Annotated in this window: 18 protein-coding genes; 3 read left to right on the forward strand and 15 right to left on the reverse strand. The window is 32.1% G+C overall.

Going from position 1 to position 24,153, the window contains the following annotated elements; genetic code table 11:
* Positions 1 to 134 precede the first annotated feature (134 nt).
* From pnpS to BB045_RS08275, 4 genes are all read right to left on the reverse strand, one after another.
* Positions 135 to 1,832: a two-component system histidine kinase PnpS gene (pnpS, locus tag BB045_RS08260; protein WP_070580872.1), complete on the reverse strand. Its 1,698-nt coding sequence runs from the start codon at positions 1,830 to 1,832 to the stop codon at positions 135 to 137.
* On the reverse strand, positions 1,832 to 2,542 hold the full coding sequence (locus tag BB045_RS08265; RefSeq protein ID WP_037536805.1) for a response regulator transcription factor: 711 nt from the start codon (positions 2,540 to 2,542) through the stop codon (positions 1,832 to 1,834). The genes pnpS and BB045_RS08265 overlap by 1 nt, the downstream gene beginning before the upstream one ends.
* 358 nt (positions 2,543 to 2,900) lie before the next feature.
* Complete coding sequence (icd, locus tag BB045_RS08270; protein WP_070441160.1) at positions 2,901 to 4,169, reverse strand: NADP-dependent isocitrate dehydrogenase; 1,269 nt, start codon at positions 4,167 to 4,169, stop codon at positions 2,901 to 2,903.
* Between the two features lie 43 nt (positions 4,170 to 4,212).
* Positions 4,213 to 5,331 carry a citrate synthase gene (locus BB045_RS08275; protein WP_070580874.1) on the reverse strand — a complete coding sequence of 373 codons (1,119 nt, stop codon included), beginning with the start codon at positions 5,329 to 5,331 and terminating at the stop codon, positions 4,213 to 4,215.
* Between the two features lie 349 nt (positions 5,332 to 5,680).
* On the opposite strand from BB045_RS08275, the gene BB045_RS08280 reads away from it, so the two are divergent.
* Positions 5,681 to 7,042: an amino acid permease gene (locus BB045_RS08280; RefSeq protein ID WP_037551028.1), complete on the forward strand. Its 1,362-nt coding sequence runs from the start codon at positions 5,681 to 5,683 to the stop codon at positions 7,040 to 7,042.
* Positions 7,043 to 7,159: 117 nt separating this feature from the next.
* On the opposite strand, the gene BB045_RS08285 is transcribed toward BB045_RS08280, so the two are convergent.
* From BB045_RS08285 to BB045_RS08325, 9 genes are all read right to left on the reverse strand, one after another.
* Positions 7,160 to 8,137: a tRNA dihydrouridine synthase gene (locus tag BB045_RS08285; RefSeq protein WP_070441167.1), complete on the reverse strand. Its 978-nt coding sequence runs from the start codon at positions 8,135 to 8,137 to the stop codon at positions 7,160 to 7,162.
* Positions 8,138 to 8,418: 281 nt separating this feature from the next.
* Positions 8,419 to 10,179, reverse strand: coding sequence for a pyruvate kinase (pyk, locus tag BB045_RS08290; RefSeq protein ID WP_070580877.1), 1,761 nt, complete (start codon positions 10,177 to 10,179; stop codon positions 8,419 to 8,421).
* A gap of 18 nt (positions 10,180 to 10,197) precedes the next feature.
* Positions 10,198 to 11,166 carry a 6-phosphofructokinase gene (pfkA, locus tag BB045_RS08295; RefSeq protein ID WP_070580879.1) on the reverse strand — a complete coding sequence of 323 codons (969 nt, stop codon included), beginning with the start codon at positions 11,164 to 11,166 and terminating at the stop codon, positions 10,198 to 10,200.
* Between the two features lie 286 nt (positions 11,167 to 11,452).
* Entirely contained in the window at positions 11,453 to 12,400 is a 948-nt protein-coding gene (locus tag BB045_RS08300; RefSeq protein ID WP_070580882.1) for an acetyl-CoA carboxylase carboxyltransferase subunit alpha, read from the reverse strand.
* Entirely contained in the window at positions 12,393 to 13,259 is an 867-nt protein-coding gene (accD, locus tag BB045_RS08305) for an acetyl-CoA carboxylase, carboxyltransferase subunit beta (RefSeq protein WP_070580884.1), read from the reverse strand. The genes BB045_RS08300 and accD overlap by 8 nt, the downstream gene beginning before the upstream one ends.
* A gap of 128 nt (positions 13,260 to 13,387) precedes the next feature.
* Entirely contained in the window at positions 13,388 to 14,617 is a 1,230-nt protein-coding gene (gene ystJ / locus BB045_RS08310; protein ID WP_070580886.1) for an NADP-dependent malic enzyme, read from the reverse strand.
* Positions 14,618 to 14,773: 156 nt separating this feature from the next.
* On the reverse strand, positions 14,774 to 17,977 hold the full coding sequence (locus BB045_RS08315) for a DNA polymerase III subunit alpha (protein ID WP_070580888.1): 3,204 nt from the start codon (positions 17,975 to 17,977) through the stop codon (positions 14,774 to 14,776).
* 21 nt (positions 17,978 to 17,998) lie between these two features.
* Positions 17,999 to 18,937, reverse strand: coding sequence for a DHH family phosphoesterase (locus BB045_RS08320; RefSeq protein WP_070580890.1), 939 nt, complete (start codon positions 18,935 to 18,937; stop codon positions 17,999 to 18,001).
* 37 nt (positions 18,938 to 18,974) lie between these two features.
* A complete protein-coding gene (locus BB045_RS08325) occupies positions 18,975 to 20,279 on the reverse strand; it encodes a DRTGG domain-containing protein (protein ID WP_070580892.1) in 1,305 nt (434 codons plus the stop codon).
* A 228-nt stretch (positions 20,280 to 20,507) separates the two neighbouring features.
* Between BB045_RS08325 and BB045_RS08330 the strand changes: the two genes are divergently transcribed.
* The gene (locus BB045_RS08330) at positions 20,508 to 20,921 is read left to right on the forward strand and encodes a universal stress protein (RefSeq protein WP_037551038.1); all 414 of its coding nucleotides are present in this window, start codon (positions 20,508 to 20,510) and stop codon (positions 20,919 to 20,921) included.
* Positions 20,922 to 21,042: 121 nt separating this feature from the next.
* Here BB045_RS08330 and BB045_RS08335 read toward each other — a convergent pair whose 3' ends face one another.
* Positions 21,043 to 21,732: a metal-dependent hydrolase gene (locus BB045_RS08335; RefSeq protein ID WP_070580894.1), complete on the reverse strand. Its 690-nt coding sequence runs from the start codon at positions 21,730 to 21,732 to the stop codon at positions 21,043 to 21,045.
* Between the two features lie 154 nt (positions 21,733 to 21,886).
* On the opposite strand from BB045_RS08335, the gene BB045_RS08340 reads away from it, so the two are divergent.
* Positions 21,887 to 22,942, forward strand: a complete 1,056-nt coding sequence (locus BB045_RS08340; RefSeq protein ID WP_070580897.1) for a M24 family metallopeptidase — start codon at positions 21,887 to 21,889, stop codon at positions 22,940 to 22,942.
* 72 nt (positions 22,943 to 23,014) lie between these two features.
* Here BB045_RS08340 and ald read toward each other — a convergent pair whose 3' ends face one another.
* A complete protein-coding gene (gene ald, locus BB045_RS08345; RefSeq protein WP_075140666.1) occupies positions 23,015 to 24,136 on the reverse strand; it encodes an alanine dehydrogenase in 1,122 nt (373 codons plus the stop codon).
* Between the last annotated feature and the right edge of the window lie 17 nt (positions 24,137 to 24,153).

The raw sequence follows: 24,153 nt of genomic DNA on the forward strand, positions 1-24,153 counted from the left end.
AAAAAGGCACTTTCATATCCTCAACCAAATTTTTGGTTCAAGTATACGAAAGGCCTTAAAATAATAGTATTAATTATTAATCAAAATAAAAGTTCTTGTACCTCGATATTATAGTCATTCTTAATTGAATGATATTATTCTTGTTCATCTAAAAATGAAACTTTAAATAGCGAGCCCTCACCAATATTGCTTTCGACATTAATCGTTCCATGGTGTGCCTCTACTATATGTTTTGTTATAGATAAACCTAAACCTGTACCACCTGAATCTCTACTTCTTGCTTTATCCACCCGATAAAATCTTTCAAAAATATGCTTTTGATCACTTTTATCTATTCCAATACCAAAGTCTTGTATTTCTAAATTTACTTCATGTCCTTCTCTATACACTCTTACAATAACCTCATTATTCTCAAGTGAATAATTAATTGCATTTGATAGTAAATTAGTAATGACTTGTGCAATTTTGTTTTCATGTGCTTCTATAATGACATCTTTTTCTATTTCGGATACTATTTTAATATTTTTATATCTTGCCTGGTTTTGTAAATTATCAATAGTTGTGTAAGCAAGCTCTGATAAATTCATAAATGCTGTTTCTATCTCTGTTTGTTGTTCGATATGTGATAAATCCAATAAATCCATAACGAGAGACTCAATACGATTAGATTCTTTTAAAATAATATTTAAGAACATATCAAGTGATTCTTCATCATTTTTCGCACCTTCGATGAGTGTTTCAGCGAAGCCTTTAATAGATGTAATAGGTGTTTTAAGCTCATGAGATACATTTGCAACAAACTCCCGACGCAAGTTTTCCAATTTTTTCAAATTTGTAATGTCATGCATTACTACAACCATACCTTGTAACTTTTTCTTAGATTTACTTAGTATTGGAACACATGACAAATCGAAATATTTATGATGAACATTATTTAATAAAATTTCTATCTGATCATATAATGGCTTTTCAGTTTTAAAACTTTCTAGAATTAATTGTTGAATTTTAGGATCTAAATATGATGTATAGTTTTTATTTTCAACCTTACCGTTTGGCCTAAACAACTCATAGTACGCATGATTGGCCACCACAATTTCACCATGTTTGTCAATCATTAATACTGAACTTGGTATATTTTCTAATGTTGTTTTTAATCGATTTGATTGCATTTTTTGTTTATTATTAAGCTTCTGTAAACGTCTTGCAAGATCGTTAGTTGTGATAAATAGCGCTTTTGTCTCCTTAACATTGCTTTCAGGTACTCTAACATGATAATATCCATCTGCAATTAACGAGGTAGCATAAGTCACTTCATTAATCGGTCTAATATATGTACGATTGATACTTCTAACAGCTAAATAAATCGCTAAAAGAACAATAATTCCTATTAAAGATAAATACTTCCACATACTTTTTTGTAATTCAAGAATCTCAGTATTCATCCCACTTATGTATATCGTTTTGTCATTGACAGTTGTTTTAAATGTGTATCTAACCTGACCATTTTCTCTTTTATAAATGATATTTGATGGATTAGCTTCATTATCAATGTTATCATTTATTTTATTTTGGTTACCAATTTGGTATATCACTTTACCATTTTCAGAAATTCTAACAATTAAATTTTGATTAGCTGAAATATTTTTAATTTCATTATTCTCATTTTGCTTGTTTAATTTCAAAAAATTTTCAGATACATGTTTGAGTTCCCTAACCTGAGCTGTTGATAATATTTGATAAATTGTATGATGAATAATGACGCCTAAACCAATAAAACTGATTATAGTAATTGTGCTTAATAGCAATAATAATCTATGATGAAATTTAAGCATTAAGCTTTAGGTCTCTCTAATTTATAACCGAGTCCACGAACAGTTTTAATTAATTTAGGTTGTTTCGGATTCTCTTCGAGTTTGTCTCTTAAATGACTTATATGAACATCAACAATTCGAGAATCGCCTGCGAATTCATAATTCCATACTGAATTTAACATGTGCTCTCGAGTGATTACTCGCCCTTGTCTTTCTATTAGATACAACAATAGTTCAAATTCTTTAGGAGTGAGTTCTAATAATTCATCATCTTTATATACCTCAAAGAATTCAGGTCTGATTCTAATATTTTCAATCAATATATCCTCATCATCAACATCTTCTTTTTCAATTTCACTAGCAAATTTCGATCTTCTCAAGATAGCTTTAACTCTCGCCACTACTTCTCTAGGAGAAAAAGGTTTTGTCATATAATCATCGGCACCTAATTCTAATCCTAATACACGATCAAACTCATCATCTTTTGCAGTTAACATTAAAATAGGTACTAAATTTTTATCAGAACGTATTGTTTTACATACTTCAATACCATCTTTCTTAGGTAACATTACATCTAAAACGACAAGTTCTGGTTGAATTTCATTCACCTTTTCCAAAGCCTCTTCACCATCGTAAGCTACCTCAACGATGTAACCAGCCGTTTCAAGATTATATTTAAGTAAAGTTACAATTGATTGCTCATCGTCAACCACTAATACTTTTTGTGACATAATGTGCCTCCCTGAATTAATATAACATTTCAATTTCATTATAACGGAAGTTAAAACAAAAATAACATACAACATATTAAATTTACATAATCTTAACAATCATATGATTATTTTCCAAATATTGAGTATTTATTTATTTATTTTTAAAAAATTATTAACAAATTATAGTTATTTGCTTTACTTTATAATAAAAAAGCGGAACAGAATTTAATTTAAATTCACTGTTCCACTTTTATTAAAAATTGTTAAGATTGAGAATCCCTTAAAACTTGCGTTATTGTGTTAACTACTACATTAGTGCCATGCATCATCAATCTATTAATTTTTTAAAGTTTTAAATTATTAATGTGTAAATAAATTACTTTAAGTTTTTAATTAACTCATCAGCGAATTCTGAAGTTGATACTTCAGTAGCACCATCCATTAAACGAGCAAAATCATAAGTTACAACTTTAGAAGCAATAGTAGCTTCAATTGCATCAGTAATCTTATCAGCGGCTTCTTGCCAACCTAAATGTTCTAACATTAGAACTGAACTTAATAATTCAGAAGATGGGTTAACTTTGTTTAAACCAGCATACTTAGGTGCAGTACCATGTGTTGCTTCGAAAATAGCGTGTCCTGACTCATAGTTAATGTTTGCACCAGGTGCAATTCCAATTCCGCCCACTTGAGCTGCTAAAGCATCCGAAATATAGTCACCATTTAAATTCATTGTAGCAACTACATCATGTTCTGCTGGACGAGTTAAAATTTGTTGTAAGAAAATGTCAGCGATAGAATCTTTAATAATGATCTTTCCATCTTGTTCAGCTTTTTCTTGAGCTTGATTTGCTGCATCTTTACCATCTTTTTCAACAATTTCATCGTATTGTTGCCAAGTAAATACCTTATCAGCAAATTCATTATGAGCTACATCATAGCCCCATTGCTTAAATGCGCCTTCGGTGAATTTCATAATATTACCTTTATGAACAAGCGTAACAGTTTTACGGTTATTATCGATTGCATACTGAATTGCAGCTCTAACTAAACGTTCAGTACCTTCTTTAGAAACTGGTTTCACACCAATACCTGAAGTTTCTGGGAAGCGAATGTTAGTAGCACCCATTTCATTTTGTAAGAAATCAATGATTTTTTTAACTTCATCAGTACCTTCTTTAAATTCGATACCTGCATAAATATCTTCAGTATTTTCACGGAAGATAACCATATCAACATCTTGTGGACGTTTAACTGGTGAAGGAACACCTTTGAACCAACGAACTGGACGTAAGCATGTAAATAGGTCTAATTCTTGACGTAATGCAACATTTAATGAACGAATACCACCACCAATTGGTGTAGTTAAAGGTCCCTTAATAGCGATTAAATATTCTTTAATCGTATCAAGCGTTTCTTGAGGTAACCATTCACCAGTTTTATCAAAAGCTTTTTGACCTGCTAATACTTCTTTCCATTCAATACGTTTTTCGCCGTTATATGCTTTTTCAACAGCCGCATCAATAACGCGACTCGCTGCTTTCCAAATATCTGGGCCAATACCATCACCAATAATAAAAGGAATAATTGGTTCATTAGGTACATTTAATCCATCGTTAATTCTAGTAATTTTTTCAGTTGACATAATTTTACCTCCAAATATTGTGAAATCTATTAAAGTTTATAATTTATCTTTCTTCAATTGGTAAATACTTACGATTTGTTTCACCGACGTAATTAGCTCTAGGACGCATTATTCTATTATCACGATATTGTTCTAGAATATGTGCTGTCCAACCAGATGTACGACTTACCGCGAAAATTGGCGTGAATAAATCGTGTGGAATATCCATACTATGATATACAGTAGCACTAAAGAAATCGACATTAGGAATAAGTCCTTTTTCTTCTTTCATACGTTTCTCAATAGCTATTGAAATATCATATAATTCACTTCTACCAGTTTCAGAAGTGATTTTTCGGCTCATCTCACGTAAATATTTGGCTCTTGGATCTCCGTCTTTGTATACTCTATGACCGAATCCCATGATTTTTTCTTTATTTTTGAATTTTTCATCTAAATAAGCATCAACCTCATCAACTGATTTAACATCAGCAAGCATGCTCATTACTTGTTCATTTGCTCCACCATGTAAAGGTCCCTTTAATGAACCTACTGCAGCTACAATACCAGAGTACATATCAGATAAAGACGATACGGCACAACGTGCAGTAAATGCAGAAGCATTAAGTTCATGGTCAGCATGTAACACTAATGCTTTATTAAATGCTTCAGCTTCAGTATCTGTTGGTAATTCTCCTCTTAACATATATAAGAAGTTAGCTGCATAACTTAAATCAGGATTAGGTTTAACAGGTTCTTTACCTTCACGAACACGCGCAAATGCTGTAACTAAAGATGCAATTTTCGCTTGAATACGTATTGCTCTTTCTTTTCTATTTTCTTCTGTTTCATTTTCAGCATCAGGATCAAAATGAGCAATATATGATACAGATGTACGTAGTGCCGTCATAGGGTGCACATTATCAGTTGCGTATTCTTCAAAATGCTTATAAACTCTTGGGTTTAAAGTCATATAATGATTAAATTTTTCTCTTAATGCATCTAATTCATCTTGAGTAGGCAATCTATAATTCCATAATAAAAACACTATTTCTTCGAACAATGCATTTTCTGCTAAATCATCAATATCGTATCCCGCATACGTTAATTGACTATCAATAATTGAACTGATTTTAGTTTCAGCTGCAATTACCCCTTCTAAACCTTTTTGTAATTCTGCCATAAGTAATTCCCCTTTTCTTATACATAATGTAATGGCTTTCAAATACTATTATAGCCAATGTGATAACTTTTGTGAACGATTATATATCGTTCAATAAATGCTATTTAACTTTAAATTTTTAAACTTATCTTTACTTAAACGCCCAATAAACGCCATTATATAAGCTTTCATTCCAATTTAAATTATGTAATTAATGAGAAAATATTGAAAATTTCAATTTAATTATCAAGCTTGATTACAATTATTTAATCTAAATTTAGAGGGATTTTTAGAAAAAATTCGAAAAATAATTGTCGAATTGAATTTATAAGTGCATAATAATATTAATTAAATGTAAGGGAGTTGTCTTATGGCTGAAGAAAAATTACAAAGAGGATTGAGTAATCGTCATGTGCAATTGATTGCTATTGGTGGCGCTATAGGTACCGGATTATTCTTGGGAGCAGGTCAAACAATAGCAATGACTGGTCCATCTATTCTATTAACTTATATTATTATAGGTTTCATGTTGTTCATGTTTATGAGAGGCTTAGGTGAGATTATAATTCAAAATACTCGCTTCAAATCTTTCGCCGATGTGACAAATGAATACATAGGACCGTTTGCTGGTTTTGTAACTGGTTGGACTTATTGGTTGTGCTGGATTATAACAGGTATGGCTGAAGTAACTGCTGTTGCTAAATATGTTAGTTTCTGGTTCCCTGCAATTCCAAACTGGATTAGTGCACTATTCTGTGTGCTTATATTAATGCTATTTAATTTGCTTAGTGCTAAATTATTTGGTGAATTAGAATTCTGGTTCGCTATTATTAAAATTATAACTATCATCGCTTTAATCGTTGTAGGTTTAGTCATGATTTTAATGGCATATAAAACACAATTTGGACATGCGAGTTTTACAAATTTATATAAACATGGCATCTTTACTCACGGAGCATCTGGGTTCTTTATGTCATTCCAAATGGCATTGTTCTCATTTGTTGGTATTGAAATGATTGGTGTAACTGCAGGAGAAACTAAAGATCCTCAGAAAACAATTCCAAAAGCTATCAATGCTGTACCGTTAAGAATTTTAGTATTCTACGTTGGTGCATTAGCGGTAATTATGTCTATTATTCCTTGGGATAAAGTTGACCCTAGTGAAAGTCCATTTGTTAGATTATTCTCATTAATTGGTATTCCTTTCGCTGCTGGATTGATCAACTTTGTAGTATTAACTGCTGCAGCATCATCTTGTAATAGTGGTATATTCTCAAACAGTCGTATGTTATTTGGTTTATCAGAACAAGATCAAGCACCACCTATCTTTAGAAGTACTAATAAAAATGGTGTTCCTCATTTTGCTATTATTGGTTCATCTGCATTATTATTAGTAACAGCATTATTAAACTACATCTTCCCGGATGCTACGTTAGTGTTTACTTATGTAACAACAATTTCGACTGTATTATTTATTATCGTATGGGCATTAATTATTATTGCTTATATTAATTATCACAGAAAAAATCCTGAGCTACATAAAACTGTATCTTATAAACTTCCTGGTGGTAAATATATGGGTTACGCAATATTAGTATTCTTCTTCTTAGTATTTTGTTTATTATTTGTAAATGAAACAACTAGAAATGCTATTTTCTTAACTCCAATATGGTTTATATTACTAGGTTTAATGTATTTGAGATATAGACAAGTTGCTAAGAATAATAAATAATTTAAAATTCTTAAATGATTATAATAGCCAGTAAATGAATTAACATAAAAATTCATTTACTGGCTTGTTTTTATAATAAACCTATTATCTAATAACTATATCTAATGTTTTAGAAAATTAATTTATATCTTCTTCAATTTTAGACTCAAATTCATCTAATAAATCGCGTGCTTCATCAACCGATTCTGTACTCATTAATTGATGACGTAATTGACTAGCTCCTTTAATCCCCTTCACATAAATCTTAAAAAATCTTCTTAAACTTTTGTATTGTTGACTTTCATCATTTGAATATTTCTCAAACAATGATAAATGCAATCTAAACAAATTCAATAGTTCTTTACTAGTATGTTCACGGGGTTCTTTTTCAAAAGCAAACGGATTATTAAAGATCCCTCTACCTATCATCACGCCGTCAACACCATATTTCATGGCAAGTTCAAGTCCAGTTTGTCTATCTGGAATATCTCCATTAATCGTTAGTAATGTATTAGGTGCGATATCATCTCTTAATTGTTTAATTGCTGCGATTAATTCCCAATGCGCATCTACTTTACTCATCTCTTTGCGTGTTCGAAGATGTATAGATAAATTTGCGATATCTTGTTTAAAAACGTGTTTTAACCAATCTTTCCACTCTTCAATATCATAATAACCTAAACGGGTTTTGACACTAACAGGTAATCCACCAGCTTTAGTAGCTTGAATAATCTCAGCAGCTGTTTCAGGTCTCAATATTAAACCAGAACCTTTACCTTTCTTTGCGACATTAGCTACTGGACATCCCATATTTAAATCTATACCTTTAAAACCCATTTCAGCTAAACCAAAACTCATTTCTCTAAACTGTTCGGGTTTATCGCCCCATATATGTGCTACCATAGGCTGTTCATCTTCACTGAATGTCAATCTTCCACGAACGCTATGAATACCTTCCGGATGGCAATAACTCTCAGTGTTTGTAAATTCAGTGAAAAAAACATCAGGTCTAGCAGCCTCACTTACAACATGTCGAAAAACGGTATCAGTAACGTCCTCCATAGGTGCTAAAATAAAAAAAGGACGTGGTAATTCACTCCAAAAATTTTCTTTCATAATAATTAAACCTTCTTATAATAGTATATCTCAATTAATCCATGTTATATTACCACAAATTATAACCTTATTCAAAATGAAATTTTATAACTCAATTAACTTTCCTATTTGAAATTCTCATTTAATGAATTTCTTTCTAGTGAAATGAAAAAACTGAGAAAAACTCTTCACGAGCTTATTCCCAGTTTAATCAACTATTGCGAATTTGCAATATCGCTTTGAAATATTATCTGTTCTGGCTCTCTTATCTTATTAAGTTAGCCATCATTTATAATAATGAATTAAAGTACGTTAGCATACCCTTCAAATATTTTACCTTGAGCAGCATCTACTGTTACTAAAATACCATCTTTTAATTCTTTAGTAGCATTTTCAACACCTATAATTGTTGGAATACCTTTTTCAAGTCCAATAATCGCACTTGGTGACGTGATACCATTTTCTTCTGTAATTAATCCAACTGCTTGCTCAATATAAGGCACTAATGTCTCATCTACAGAATTAGTAACAATAACTGATTCACTTAAATCTACGCCTTCTAAATCACTAGCACTGTTAGCAACTACAGTTTTACCAACTACTGATCCACGACCGACACCTTGTCCTTTTGCAATTTCATCTCCAACTAAATGTAATTTCATCATATTAGTTGTACCTTTTTCACCAGTAGGTACACCGGCAGTAATAATAATTAAATCACCATTTGTAACTCTTCCAGTTTCTACTGCTGTAGCAACTGCATTATTTAATAGGTCATCAGTAGTTTTACGACCTTTTTTAATTACAGGATATGCACCCCAAACTAAAGCAAGTTGACGTGCAGTGTGCTCGCTAGGGGTAACCGCAATGATATCAGAATGTGGACGATATTTAGAAATAGTTACTGCAGTTGAACCACTTTCAGTTGCTGCAACAATAGCTTTAACTTTTAAATTTAAAGCAGTATGTGCAACTGAAACACCAATAGCATTCACTAATGAAGTTTCTACTAGTTTAGTACGGTCTGATAATAATTTTTTATAATCTTGTGCCGCTTCAGCAGAAATCGCAATATTTCTCATTGTTTTAACAGCCTCTTCTGGATATAAACCAGCAGCAGTTTCACCAGAAAGCATAACTGCGTCAGTACCATCATAAATTGCGTTAGCAACGTCACTAGCTTCCGCTCTTGTCGCACGAGGATTTCGTTGCATTGAATCTAACATTTGAGTAGCTGTGATAACTGGTTTACCTAGTTTATTACATTTTCTGATTAAATCTTTTTGTACAATTGGTACAGATTCTGGTGGAATTTCAACACCCATGTCACCACGAGCTACCATTAAACCATCAGACACTTCTAATATTTCTTCTATATTATCAATACCTTCTTGGTTTTCAATTTTAGGGAAAATAGTGATATTATGATTATTTTCTCTTTCAAGAATTTCACGAATATCTAAGACATCACTTGGACGTCGTACAAAGCTTGCTGCGATATAATCAACATCTTCTTTGATACCAAATAAGATATCATCAGCATCTTTATCAGTAATACCTGGTAAATTAACTTTTACACCTGGTAAATTTACGCCTTTTTTATTTTTTAATTCACCAGTATTTAAGATATCACATTTAACTTCGCCTTTTGTTTTATCGATGTCTTTTACTTGTAGTTCAACTAAACCATCATCAAGTAAAATGTAAGAACCTACTTGAACATCGTTGATTAAATCTTCATAAGTTACTGAGAATTTTTCAGGTGTACCTTCAACTTGAGACATACTAACAATAACTTCTTTGCCTTTTTCAAGCATAATTAAGCCATCTTTCATGTCATGAGTACGAATTTCAGGTCCTTTAGTATCTAATAGGATACCAATTGTTTTACCTAATTTATCAGCTACTTTACGAATCGTATCAATACGTGCTTTATGCTCTTCATGACTACCATGAGAGAAATTCAAACGCGCTACGTTCATACCAGCTTTCATTAATTTTTCTAACATTTCCTCAGACTCTGATGCAGGTCCAATTGTACATACAATTTTAGTCTTTCTCATTTTAAAAAGCCTCCTAAATTAAATAGATAACTCTTTCGCTAATTCATAAATATCAGTATTGAATTTATGGTCGTTACCATTGAAAATTTCATCAAATGGTGTGGCAGTCAATTTGTTATTCATAATACCTACTCCATGTCCAGAATGACCTTGTATTAATAAATCAACGGCGTAACCACCTAAGCGTGAAGCTAATACTCTGTCAGTACCTGATGGGCTACCACCACGTTGGATATGGCCCAGTACAGACACACGTGCATCAACATTAATATATTTCATTAATTGATCCGCGCATTCTTGGCCACTCATACTGCCCTCAGCTACCATGACGATTGAGTGTTTTTTACCTCGTTTGATACCTTTTTCTATTTTTTCGGCAATATCTTTAATATCTGTATTGACTTCAGGAACTAATATTGTTTCAGCACCGACTGATAAGCCAGCCCATAATGCTAAATCACCGCAATCACGTCCCATAACTTCTACAATAAAGGTTCTAGCATGACTTGAAGCAGTGTCTCTAATCTTGTCTACACTATCAATAATTGTGTTCAACGCTGTGTCAAACCCAATAGTGAAGTCAGTACCATTAATATCATTATCAATAGTACCTGGAATTCCTATTGTTTTAATATCTTTCGTCTCTTCACTAATACGTTGGGCACCTCGGTAACTGCCATCTCCCCCAACTACTACTAGTCCCTCAATACCACGTTTGTGTAAATTCTCTATACCTTTTTGTCTTACACTCGCCTCTTTGAATTGTGGACATCTTGCAGAGTAAAGGAAAGTTCCTCCACGTTGAATTGTATCCCCTACTGAACCCAATTCAAGTTTATGAATATTGTCATCAAGTAATCCTTGATAACCTTGATAAATTCCATAAACTTCAATGTTGTTATAAATCGCCTTACGCACAACTGCTCTAACAGCAGCATTCATTCCTGGTGAATCTCCACCACTAGTTAAAACCGCAATTTTCTTCATGACGACATTCCCTTTCCTAACTATATTTCTCTTTAATAATAAATTACCATAATTTTTTTTAGTGTTCCATCAATATAGGTGCACAAAATACATGTAAACGTTTTACAAACAATTTTTCATTTTGCAATAAAAAAGGGGTGAACAATATTCACCAAGAATCAATTGTTTCACCCTTATAAGGAAAACTACAGCTAGGAAAATATAATAAAGGTTCCTTCACAACTTAATTTGCAACTGTGTTTTTCAAAGTAATTTTAAATATTAATTTGTATGTGTACCAGCCCAGCTATTTTTCAATAAAAGCACCGATATTTCTAAACTTATTAAATCTATCTTCAACTAATTCATCAGCACTTTGTTGTTGAAGTTGTTCTAAATGATTTACGAATGCTTGCTTAATATCAATAGCTTGTTGTTCTATATTATTGTGTGCACCACCTAAAGGTTCATCAATAACACTATCAATAACGTTTAAATGATGTAAATCTTTTGCAGTAATTTTCATAGTTTCGGCAGCCATTTTTGCTAATGAGCTATCTTTCCATAACAGTGCCGCTGCTCCCTCTGGGGAAATGACAGAATACGTACTGTTTTCAAGCATCATAATTCGATTGGCTATCCCAATTCCTAGTGCACCACCACTACCACCTTCGCCGATAACGATAGCTATCACTGGCACTGTTAGAGATGCCATCTCAACTAAGTTTCTAGCAATAGATTCACTTTGTCCGCGTTCTTCAGCAGCTTTACCTGGATAAGCACCTTTAGTATCAATGAAAGTAAAAATAGGTCTATTAAATTTCTCAGCTTGTTTCATTAATCTCAATGCTTTACGATAACCTTCAGGATGCGCCATACCAAAGTTTCGATATATATTATCCTTAGTATCTTTACCTCTTTGTTGGCCTATAACTGTAACAGGGGTACCGTTTAAATACCCAATTCCACCAATCATTGCAGGGTCATCTCTAAAATTACGATCTCCATGTAATTCAATAAATGAATCGAAGATATATGGAATATAGTCTAATGTCGTAGGTCGTTCTTGGAGACGAGCAATTTGCACTCTATCCCAAGGCTTAAGATTGGTATATATTTTTTTGGTTTCCCTTTCAAGTGATGCTTCAAGTAAATCAATTTCATCTTGTAAATCTACATCATTTTTTTCTTGAGATTGCTTAAGAGATTCAATTTTATTTTTTATTTCAAAAAGTGGTTTTTCAAAATCAAGCATCTTTATTCACCTCTTGGTGCAATTTTAATAATTGAGCAAGTGTTTCTTTCATCTCTTTACGGTGAACAACTTTATCAAGTTGACCATGCTCAAGAAGAAACTCTGCAGTTTGGAAATCATCTGGAAGTTTCTCATTAATAGTTTGCTCAATAACACGTCGACCAGCAAATCCAATTAAGGCTTTAGGTTCACTTAAATTGATATCCCCAACAGATGCAAAACTAGCAGAAACACCACCAGTTGTTGGATGCGTAAGATAAGAAATATATAATAATCCGGCATCTGAGTGACGTTTCAGTGAAACACTCGTTTTACCCATTTGCATCAATGAAATAATACCTTCTTGCATCCTAGCACCACCACTTGCAGAAAATAATATGAATGGTAGTCTATGTTCTGTTGCATAATCAATAATTCGACATATTTTCTCACCAACAACTGAACCCATACTTCCCATTCTAAATCTAGCATCCATAACAGCTACACCAAATTGAACACCATCTAGTTTGGCAGTACCGGTTACAACCGCTTCGCTTAAATCAGTTTTTTGTTGGTCTTTTTCAATTTTTTCTTGATATCCAGGAAAGTCTAAAGGATTTGCTGATGTCACTCCTTTATCAAATTCAACGAAACTATTTTCATCAGTGATTGCTTCAATTCTCTTATATGCAGGTAATGCAATATGGTGATCACAATTAAAACATACATTTAAATTCTCATTTAATTCTTTTGTATACATTATTTTTTTGCATTTTGGACATTTAGTCATAATACCTGCTGGTACTTCATTTTGTTTTGAATCTTGAACTGTTAAATATTTTCGTTTTTTACTACTACGATTAAAAAAGTCTTTAAACATTCGTAAACCTCCACCTAATCATACAACCTTAATTTATTACATCTCAATTTAATATATGATCGAACATAAAATATGAGTTAGAAATAATACATGTCTTTGTTTTTTATTAAAATTGTTGCAATTCTAGGTTATTTCAAGTCTGTTAATTGCATTGTTTTGTCATAAACTTTTTGAGGATCCACTTCAATTCTTGCCACGCCAGTTTCCATTGCTACTTTTGCAACTTCACGTGCAACTGAAGGAGCTACCCTTTTATCGAAAGGACCAGGAATACAATAATCCGGATTCAACTCATCTTCATCTATAAGATTAGCAATCGCTTCAACCGCCGCTTTCTTCATATCTTCATTTATATGTGTTGATTCAGTGTCTAATGCACCTCTAAAAATACCTGGGAACGCAAGTACATTATTAATTTGGTTCGGAAAATCTGAACGACCTGTTCCTACAACTTTAGCGCCTGCTTCTTTAGCATCATTGGGCTTGATTTCTGGATCTGGGTTAGCCATTGCAAAGATGATTGCATCATCCGCCATTGATTTAACCATGTCTTTTGATAGTAAGTTAGCAACTGAAACACCTATAAATACATCAGCATCTTTAATTACATCTTGTAATGAACCTTCAATTTTGTCTTTGTTTGTGAATTTAGCTACATAATCCTTAGTGTCATTCATACCATAAGGTCGACCTTCAAAAATAGCACCTCTTGAATCGCACATTATCATATTTCTGACACCGTAAGAATCTAATAATTTAACAATTGCAATACCTGCTGCCCCTGCACCATTTAACACAACTTTAATTTCAGATAAATCTTTATCAACAATTCTTAGTGCATTGATTAAACCAGCCATAGTAACAATCGCTGTACCATGTTGATCATCATGGAAAACTGGAATATTAGTTTCTTTTTTAAGACGATCTTCTATTTCAAAACATCTTGGTGCTGAAATATCTTCTAGATTAATTCCTCCATAATTAGGTGAAATTAATTTAGCTGTTCTAATAATTTCTTCTGTATCTTTAGTATCTAAAGCGATAGGTACACCGTTTATACCTGCAAAACTTTTAAAAAGAACAGCTTTACCTTCCATAACAGGAATACTAGCTGGGGCACCAATATTACCTAAACCTAAAACTGCAGTGCCATCAGTAACAACAGCCACAGTATTTCTTTTAATCGTGTAATCATATACAGTTCTTGGATCTTCATGTATTTCTTTACATGGTTCTGCTACGCCTGGTGAATAGGCTAAACTTAATTCTTCTTTATTAGTAACTTTGATATTAGGTGTAATTTCCAACTTACCTTGATTTTCTTTATGCATTTGTAATGCATCATCTCTTAAAGACATTAAATCAACCCCTGTTTATTTACTAAAATATCGAAAGTTCATCAGTATAATGAATATATATTCTCTGCATTTAAAATTTTTTAAGATAAAATAAACCGATGACTTTATTTTATAAATCATCAATTTACTATATCATAATTTTTTTATACATAAAAGTTATAAAATTCTTATATCTTTTGGATCAAAAGCCTCAACAAAGGTTTTAATTTCATTCGATGTTTTATCCATACTACCTAAATAATCAAGTTCTCCAGTTTGTTCATTATATATGTTCACTTTAATCATATGGTTGTTTTTATGATCACTAAGAATTTGTTTAATTTCATCTAAGTTATGAATGTTTCTTAAAATAATTTGAGATGCCCCATTCATTTTAGTTACTTCAAAATGTTCAACTGAATCCATTTGATTTAAAATGAGCTGCAATTGTTGTTTTCTCTTTTCAAATTTCCCCCAAACAATATACATTTCTCTCTCATTTAATTGAGTTTCATACCGTTTGAATTTATCTGGAAATAAAACTGCATCCATCGTATGTCGCCCATCATTTAGAACTAAAAATGCCATATTTTGACCATTCTTGGTCCTTATTTGTTTGATTTGATCTACTTGAACCAAAATAGGTTTGTGATTTACAACATTACTTAGTGTATAGATACCTAAATATTGCTTTTTATTAAATTGCTTTTCGACTGGATGATTAGAAACATAAAATCCCAAGTATTCCATTTCGTAACTACTAATCATTTGATCACTAAATTCATCTTTATCAGTGTAAGATTGTTTAGGTGTCAAAATATTCATTAATAAATCGTTTTGTTCTACATTTGATACTTCATCTAAAACTTGATCAATAGAACTTAATAAAGTTGAACGTGTTTTTCCAAAAGTATCAAAAGCGCCTACCAAAATTAATGATTCAAGTAATTTTCTAGTCTTTACGCGATTTGATATTCGTCTAGTAAAATCAAAGAAATCTTTATACTTACCATTTTGATACCTTTCATCAACAATTGATTTAACGCTCTGATAACCAACACCTTTAATAGCACCTAAGGATAAATAAATATTTGATTTAGTTGCTCTATAATACCAATGGCTTTCATTAATATTAGGAGGCAAAATTTTCAATTTTTGATTTTTAGCTTCATCAATTATGGCCGCTGTTTTAGATTCATTACCAACGACATTACTTAAAATATTAGCATAAAAATAATTAGGATAGTGAACCTTCAAATATGCCATGATATATGCAATTTTTGAATAACTTACCGCATGTGCTCTAGGAAATCCATAATCAGCAAACTTTAGAATTAAATCAAATATTTGTTTACTTATCTTCTCATCATATTTATTTTTTATCGCACCTTCGACAAAATGTTGTCTTTCACTTTCTAAAACTGCTCTATTCTTTTTACTCATGGCACGACGTAGAATATCTGCTTGTCCATAATTAAAGCTAGCAAATTGACTAGCGATTTGCATAATTTGTTCTTGATAGATTATTACACCATACGTATTTTTAAGTATGGGTTCTAAATCAGGATGTACGTATTTAATTTCACTTTCGTTATGTCTTCGTGAAATATAAGTTGGAATTTCTTCCATAGGTCCTGGTCTATATAAAGACGTAACCGCAACGATATCTTCAAAATGTTCAGGCTGAAGTCGTTTTAATACTTTTCTTACACCTTCGGATTCAAGTTGGAAGATTCCAGTTGTATCTCCCCTAGATAATAACTTAAATACATCTACATCATTAAACGGTATCTCTTCAATCTCTATAGTAATATTTAAATCTTTTTTTACTTGAGTGATAATTTGATGTATGATAGATAAATTTCTTAACCCCAAAAAGTCAATCTTAAGTAGACCAATTCGCTCTGCTTCTGTCATCGTCCATTGCGTCAATAAACCAGTATCGCCCAATGTTAGTGGTGCATAATTATATAGAGGTTGATCGTTAATAATAATACCTGCTGCATGTGTTGAAGTATGTCTAGGTAAGCCTTCTAATTTCTTACTTAATTCAAACCACTTTTCATGTCGATGATTTCTATGTACAAATTGCTTAAATCGCTCATCCTCATATGCCTTATCTAAAGTTATGCCAAGTTGATGAGGTATTAACTTAGAAATCTCATTTAAAGTTTTATCATCAAATCCAATTATGCGACCAACATCTCTTGCAACGGCCCTAGCCAATAAATGTCCGAATGTGACAATACCCGAAACACGATGTTTTCCATATTTGTCTTGAACGTATTGAATGACTCTTTCCCTACGCGTGTCTTCAAAATCAATATCTATATCTGGCATTGTTACACGTTCAGGATTTAAAAAACGTTCAAATAATAGATTAAATCTAATTGGATCTATTGTAGTAATGCCTAGTAGGAAGCTAACTAATGAACCAGCTGAGGATCCCCGCCCAGGACCAACCATAACATCATGTGTTTTAGCGTAGTGAATTAAATCACTCACAATTAAAAAGTAGTCTTCAAAACCCATTTCAGTTATAACTCGATATTCATGTTCTAATCTTTTTGTATAGCGTTCATCATGATTTAATTTCATCTTCTTTAAACTTGATTGGAGTTGTGACCATAAATACTCTTTTGAGGAACTACCTGATGGTGCATCGAATTTAGGTAGTAAATTTTGATGATATTCTATGCTTGCACTACATAAATTAGCTAGTTCAAGCGTATTATTCCATACGTCTCTGTCTATATTTAATGTTTCTAATTCATTTTGATTAGGAAAATGTTCCCCAATATCTTCAATATCATTAACCAAATCTATCTTAGTATTATTTTTAATTGCTTCAAGTGCTGGAATCGTCTCAACATCTTCTTGATTTAAGTATCGTGCATTTTCAAACCAAACCACTTTTATATTATTATAAAATGCTAAGTTGCTTGAATGATTTATAAATATATTTTGATGGTTTTGAAATTGTTCAACTATAGAATAATGAGATTGATTTGCTTGCTTAAATATGATTGCAATATTTGTTGAATACTTTTTTAACCACTCAACTGATATAACGTCTTTTTGCTTCATTTTAATTGCAGAAGAGAGTTGAAATAGTGATCTTAAGCCATCATTATTTATAGCTAAAATCACAGTCTCAATTGTATACAAACCATCCGTAACGTTAACTGTCATTCCAAAAATTGGTTTAATATTGGCTTTAATACAAGCATCATAAAATTTAGGGAAGCCATATAAGACATTAGTATCAGTAATCGCTAATGTATCATAATGATTATGTTGTGCTTTTTTAACTACATCATCGATTCTCAAACTAGAATTTAATAAATCATATGCTGTATGAAGATTTAAATGAGCAACCATGAATGACTTCCTTTCTTAAATTTATAATTTCTGACGTAAAGCTTGTGCTAATTCTTCAAATTCATCCCAACTATAGACTGACACACCTGATGCATTTGGGTGGCCTCCCCCACCAAATTGATTAGCGACATCATTAATAGTGATTCCTTTAGATCGAATACGACATCTAATTTGATCTCCCTCATCTACACCAAACATCCATATTTTTAAACCGCTAATATCCGCAACTGTATTTACAAATTGAGAAGCTTCATTAGGCTGAATGTCAAACTGCTTTAAAACATCATTAGTTATTTTAATTTGACAATATTCATGTGAATCTGATAGTTCAAAATTTTGTAAAATATATCCTTGGAAAGGCATTAACTTAGGATCTTTTTCGGACATTTTATTTAATTCAACATTATGATTGAATGGATATGCCAATAATTGACTAGCAACTTCCATTGTATGGGGTGATGTATTACTAAATAAGAATCGCCCTGTGTCTCCAACAATACCTAAGTACAATACTCGAGCTACATGTTCATCAATTATACTTAGATCATTAAAATGTGCGATGAAATCAAATATAATTTCACTTGTAGAAGATGCTTCAGTATTAACAAAATTTACATCACCGTATTGATCAGTAGCAGGATGATGATCTATTTTAATTAATGACTGTCCATTTAGATATCTTTGATCATCAATACGTGGTGCATTTGCAGTATCACATACAATTACAAGTGCATCACCATATACACTGTCATCAATTTCATCTAAGTCTCCTATAAATGATAATGATGGTTCAGCTTCACCTGCAGCATAGACATTTTTTTTAGGGAATTTTCGTTCAAGATATAACTTTAATCCAAGTTGTGAGCCATAAGCATCTGGATCAGGTCTCACATGTCTATGAATAATAATTGTTTCTGCCTCTTTAACTCTTTGCATGATTTCATTAAAAATTTCTACCATTGTTATATCTCCTTAAATTAGATTTATTACTTTAAAATTAAATACTTTGTATATCCTCAAACATCTGACAAATTATCATTGCATTTGCGACTTTTTCATTACCACTTACCATCGCGACTTCCAATTTAGCAAAGTTCCTTCCAACATCGAGCATGTCATATTGAACTCTAATTGATGCTTCAATTGGCACAGTTTTAATATAGATGATATTTAAACTTTCAATCATAACATCTACCTTTTTATATTTTCGCAATTCATGCTTTATTGTTTCTTCAATAATAGCGACAAATACAGCCTTACTTAATGTGCCATATTGATTGGTTAATAACGGAGAAACCTCAACCGAAATATCACTTTGTGAAATCGTAATGTGTTTCGCTATTTGATCATTAATCGTCTCACCTATTTGAGGTTGTCTGCCAATAAGTTGCATCGCTTTTAATACGTCATCTCTCGTTATTACACCTATTGCTCTTTTATTCTGAGTTACGGGTAATATCTCAATTCCTTCCCAAATCATAATGTGAGCACAACTCGCTACCGTTGTATTTAATTCAACATTGATAGGACGTTTCGTCATTACTTTAGCAATGGTATCATCCGAGTTCATTTGAATGACTTCCTTACTCGTAACTATTCCAACTAATCGCCAATCTTTATCTACGACTGGAAACCTCGAATGACCTGTAACTTTGGCACGTGATTTATAATCTTCAATACCCATTTCATCAAAAATAACCGTCATATCATTAATTGGTTTCACTATATCTTCAACTATTAAAATTTCTTTTCTAATCATTTGATTATACATTGCTCTATTAATAATATTGGCTACAAGAAATGTATCATAATTTGAAGACAGGATTGGTAATTCATGATTATTAGCATAATCAATAATTTTTTGTGTTGTTTTAAAACCCCCAGTAATAAGTACGCCACTACCTCTTTTTAGCGCTTCTAACTGAACATCAGGCCTATTACCTACGATTAACAATGTATGATGACTTAAATATTTAACCACATCTTTTAGTTCCATTGCACCTATCGCAAATTTTGAAACACTTTTTGTTAATCCATTTTTGCCACCAATGATATCTCCATCAATGATTTTTAAAATTTCTTTAAACGTAAGGTTCTCAATCTCCTCACGATTCTTTTTATCAATACGTACTGTACCTACTCTATCAATGGTAGTTACTAACCCAAGTTGTCCGGCATCTTTTATAGCTCTATATGCCGTCCCCTCAGATACTTTCATTACTTTGGCAACTTTCCTAACAGAAATTTTTTGGCCAACATTTAACGATTCTATGTATGCTATGATTTGTTCATGTTTAGTCATTGATAATACCTCTTTATAATGTACAGTGTTTTATTTATTATAACTTTTTAATCATAAAAAATCGATTTAGAAAATGTAAACCAATTAGTTTTAAAAACGCTTCATCAGTTTGATTTTTTATTAATTAATAAATCAAGTTATGTTAATTAAATCTTTAATTATTTTAATTATATACATTGGTAAAATTAAAATATTTTATATATAATTGTTTATGAGGAGGGATGACCTATGTATAAAAATATTTTATTAGGTGTAGATACTCAATTGAAAAATGAGAAAGCGTTGAAGGAAGTATCAAAATTAGCAGGTCCAGATACCGTAGTAACTATTTTAAATGCGATTGGTGAACAGGATGCACAAGCATCAATTAAAGCTGGTACGCATATTAATGAATTAACTGAAAAACGTAGTCATTTGCTAGAAAAAACACGAACTACTCTAGAAGACTACGGAATTGATTATGATCAAATCATTGTGCGTGGTAACCCTAAGGACGAATTAGTGAAACACGCTAATAGTGGTAAATATGAAATCGTCGTATTAAGTAACCGTAAAGCTGAATCTCAGAAAAAATTCGTATTAGGTAGCGTAAGTCACAAAGTAGCTAAACGTGCTACCATCCCTGTATTGATTGTAAAATAGTTAGTAAAATTCAAAAGATGCGTCAAAATATAAGCACAAAGATGATTGTTCATGTATAAATCACCTTTGTGCTTATTAATTTCATTAAACTAATCAATTACTCCATTTATATTTACATTTATTAAAATGATACAGACTCACCAGGTTCTAATATTTGTACTTCACCTTCATGCACTGCATTCTTAAATTGTTGTGGATCTTGTTCAATTAAAGGGAAAGTATTGTAATGAACTGGAACAGAAATCTTAGGTTTAACAAATTCATTAATTGCATAACTTGCATCATCAATACCCATAGTAAAGTTATCACCAATTGGAACAAAACATACATCAACAGGGTGTCTTTCAGCAATTAATTTCATATCACTAAACAATCCTGTATCACCCATGTGATAAATCGTTTTACCTTCAACTTCTAATATAAGTCCCATTGGCATGCCTAAGTAAATAGGGATACCATCTTCATGTGTGAAACTTGAACTATGGAAAGCTTGAACATATTTAACGCTACCAAAATCAAATTTAGCTTTGCCACCGATATTCATACCATGAACATCTTCTACACCGTGATAAGTACTTAAATACCCTTGTAATTCAGCAGAACCTATAACAGTTGCGTGATTACGATTTGCTAACTCAACTACATCGCCAAAGTGATCGGCATGACCATGAGTTAAAATAATATAATCTACATCTAATGTTTGTTCATCTAAATCACATTTGTCATTACCGGAAATAAATGGATCTACAATTACTTTTTTACCATTACCCTCAAAATAAATCGTTGATTGCCCATGAAAAGAAAGTTTCATAATTATAGCCTCCTATTGCTTGATTACTATAATTATACCCTAGCCATAAAAGATATAACATGAAACTAAAATAATCGCTTATCGTATTAAATAATTTTGAATTTTAAGCTGATTAGACGTAAAATTAACATAAATACTTAATGGAGATGATTGAATGAGTAAAATCGAAAAAATAACTAAACAATTACAACATGAACAAGCTGACGCTGCATGGATAACAACTCCTCTCAATGTATTCTACTTCACTGGGTATAGAAGCGAACCTCACGAGAGATTATTTGCACTATTAATTACAGCAAATGGAGATCAAACCTTATATTGTCCAAAGATGGAAGTTGAAGAAGTTAAGAATTCTCCATTTGAAGGAAAAATCATTGGTTACTTAGATACTGAGAATCCATTTGAAATTGACCCTTCATCTTTTAATAAGTTATTGATTGAAAGCGAACACTTAACAGTAAAACGTCAACGCGAGTTAACTCAAAACTTTGGTGTTCAACACTATGGCGATATTGATCAAACAATTAAAGAATTACGTAATATTAAAAATGAATCCGAAATTGAAAATATTCGCGAAGCGGCAAAGCTCGCTGACAAATGCATCGAAATTGGTACCGAATTCCTTAAAGTCGGTGTAACAGAACGTGAAGTAGTCAATCATATTGAAAATGAAATCAAAAAATTTGGTGTTAGTGAGATGAGTTTTGACACAATGGTATTATTTGGAGATCACGCTGCATCACCTCACGGAACTCCAGGAGAAAGAAAACTTGTTAAAGATGAATATGTATTATTTGATTTAGGGGTTATATATAATCATTATTGTAGCGATATGACACGTACAGTAAAATTCGGAACACCTTCTGAAGAAGCTCAAACAATTTATAATATTGTTTTAGAAGCAGAAACCAATGCTATTGAGGCAATTAAAGCGGGCGTTCCTTTACAAGATATTGATAAAATCGCTAGAGACATTATAAGTGATGCTGGATATGGTGATTATTTCCCTCACAGATTAGGACATGGTCTTGGTTTAGAAGAGCATGAATATCAAGATGTTTCAAGTACAAATTCAAACCTACTTGAAGCAGGAATGGTTATTACGATAGAACCTGGTATATATGTACCTAATGTTGCTGGCGTACGTATTGAAGATGATATTTTAGTAACTGAAAATGGTTATGAAATACTAACAAACTATGATAAATAAAAATTAAAAATCCAGTTGAGTTAATAGTAAAAAACTATGTACTCAACTGGATTATTTATATTAAATCAATTATTAATCTTCTTTTAATGCATCTTCAACAGACGTATATTCTAAACCGAACGCTTCAGCTACTCCTTTGTGAGTTACATGACCTTTGTACGTATTTAAACCTAAAGATAATGCGTGGTTAGCTTTAAATGCTTCACGGTAACCCTTACTAGCTAATAATTGCGCATAAGGTAATGTTGCATTATTTAATGCAATTGTAGATGTACGAGGTACTGCACCTGGCATATTCGCAACTGCATAGTGAACAACACCATGTTTTACATATGTTGGATCATCGTGTGTCGTAATTTTATCTGTAGTCTCAAAAATACCACCTTGGTCAATAGCAATATCAACAATCACTGAACCATCTTCCATTTGTTTAATCATATCTTCAGTTACCAAGCTAGGTGCTTTTGCACCAGGGATTAATACGGCACCAATAACTAAATCACTTTCTTTTACTGCATTTTCAATATTTAATGGGTTAGACATAATTGTGTTCACACGGCCATCAAATAAATCATCTAATTCAGCTAATCGTTTAGGGTTTACATCTAAGATTGTAACATTAGCACCTAAACCTAGTGCGATTTTAGCCGCATTTGTACCAGCTTGACCGCCACCGATGATAGATACTTTACCTTTTGGTACTCCAGGAACGGCTCCAAGTAAAATACCCATTCCACCGTTGAATTTTTGTAGGAATTGTGAGCCAACTTGAGCAGACATGCGTCCTGCAACTTCACTCATTGGTGTTAATAATGGTAATGAACGGTCAGGTAATTGAACCGTTTCATAGGCAATACCTACGACTTTATTTTCAACTAACGCTTGAGTTAATTTTTCTTCATTTGCAAGATGTAGGTATGTAAATAAGATGAGTCCTTCTTTGAAATATTTATACTCTTCTTCCAATGGTTCTTTAACTTTAATAACCATTTCTACATCCCATACAGATGACTGTTCAGATACAATGTCAGCACCTGCATCTTTGTAATCTTTATCTTCAAAGAATGAACCTAAACCAGCATCTTTCTCAACAAGTACTGTATGTCCTTGCTCAACTAATGCATGTACACCACTTGGTGATAAACCAACTCTGTTTTCGTTATTTTTTATCTCTTTTGGAATACCAATTTTCATTCCATCCACCTCCATTA

It is taken from the genome of Staphylococcus sp. MB377 (assembly GCF_001922505.1).
GTDB classification, from domain to species: Bacteria; Bacillota; Bacilli; order Staphylococcales; family Staphylococcaceae; genus Staphylococcus; species Staphylococcus haemolyticus.

Excerpts from the sequence above, each read along its gene's own strand:
- pnpS (WP_070580872.1), bottom strand. The coding sequence starts at position 1,832 with ATGCTTAAATTTCATCATAGATTATTATTGCTATTAAGCACAATTACT.
- BB045_RS08265 (WP_037536805.1), bottom strand. The coding sequence starts at position 2,542 with ATGTCACAAAAAGTATTAGTGGTTGACGATGAGCAATCAATTGTAACT.
- icd (WP_070441160.1), bottom strand. The coding sequence starts at position 4,169 with ATGTCAACTGAAAAAATTACTAGAATTAACGATGGATTAAATGTACCT.
- BB045_RS08275 (WP_070580874.1), bottom strand. The coding sequence starts at position 5,331 with ATGGCAGAATTACAAAAAGGTTTAGAAGGGGTAATTGCAGCTGAAACT.
- BB045_RS08280 (WP_037551028.1), top strand. The coding sequence starts at position 5,681 with ATGGCTGAAGAAAAATTACAAAGAGGATTGAGTAATCGTCATGTGCAA.
- BB045_RS08285 (WP_070441167.1), bottom strand. The coding sequence starts at position 8,137 with ATGAAAGAAAATTTTTGGAGTGAATTACCACGTCCTTTTTTTATTTTA.
- pyk (WP_070580877.1), bottom strand. The coding sequence starts at position 10,179 with ATGAGAAAGACTAAAATTGTATGTACAATTGGACCTGCATCAGAGTCT.
- pfkA (WP_070580879.1), bottom strand. The coding sequence starts at position 11,166 with ATGAAGAAAATTGCGGTTTTAACTAGTGGTGGAGATTCACCAGGAATG.
- BB045_RS08300 (WP_070580882.1), bottom strand. The coding sequence starts at position 12,400 with ATGCTTGATTTTGAAAAACCACTTTTTGAAATAAAAAATAAAATTGAA.
- accD (WP_070580884.1), bottom strand. The coding sequence starts at position 13,259 with ATGTTTAAAGACTTTTTTAATCGTAGTAGTAAAAAACGAAAATATTTA.
- ystJ (WP_070580886.1), bottom strand. The coding sequence starts at position 14,617 with ATGTCTTTAAGAGATGATGCATTACAAATGCATAAAGAAAATCAAGGT.
- BB045_RS08315 (WP_070580888.1), bottom strand. The coding sequence starts at position 17,977 with ATGGTTGCTCATTTAAATCTTCATACAGCATATGATTTATTAAATTCT.
- BB045_RS08320 (WP_070580890.1), bottom strand. The coding sequence starts at position 18,937 with ATGGTAGAAATTTTTAATGAAATCATGCAAAGAGTTAAAGAGGCAGAA.
- BB045_RS08325 (WP_070580892.1), bottom strand. The coding sequence starts at position 20,279 with ATGACTAAACATGAACAAATCATAGCATACATAGAATCGTTAAATGTT.
- BB045_RS08330 (WP_037551038.1), top strand. The coding sequence starts at position 20,508 with ATGTATAAAAATATTTTATTAGGTGTAGATACTCAATTGAAAAATGAG.
- BB045_RS08335 (WP_070580894.1), bottom strand. The coding sequence starts at position 21,732 with ATGAAACTTTCTTTTCATGGGCAATCAACGATTTATTTTGAGGGTAAT.
- BB045_RS08340 (WP_070580897.1), top strand. The coding sequence starts at position 21,887 with ATGAGTAAAATCGAAAAAATAACTAAACAATTACAACATGAACAAGCT.
- ald (WP_075140666.1), bottom strand. The coding sequence starts at position 24,136 with ATGAAAATTGGTATTCCAAAAGAGATAAAAAATAACGAAAACAGAGTT.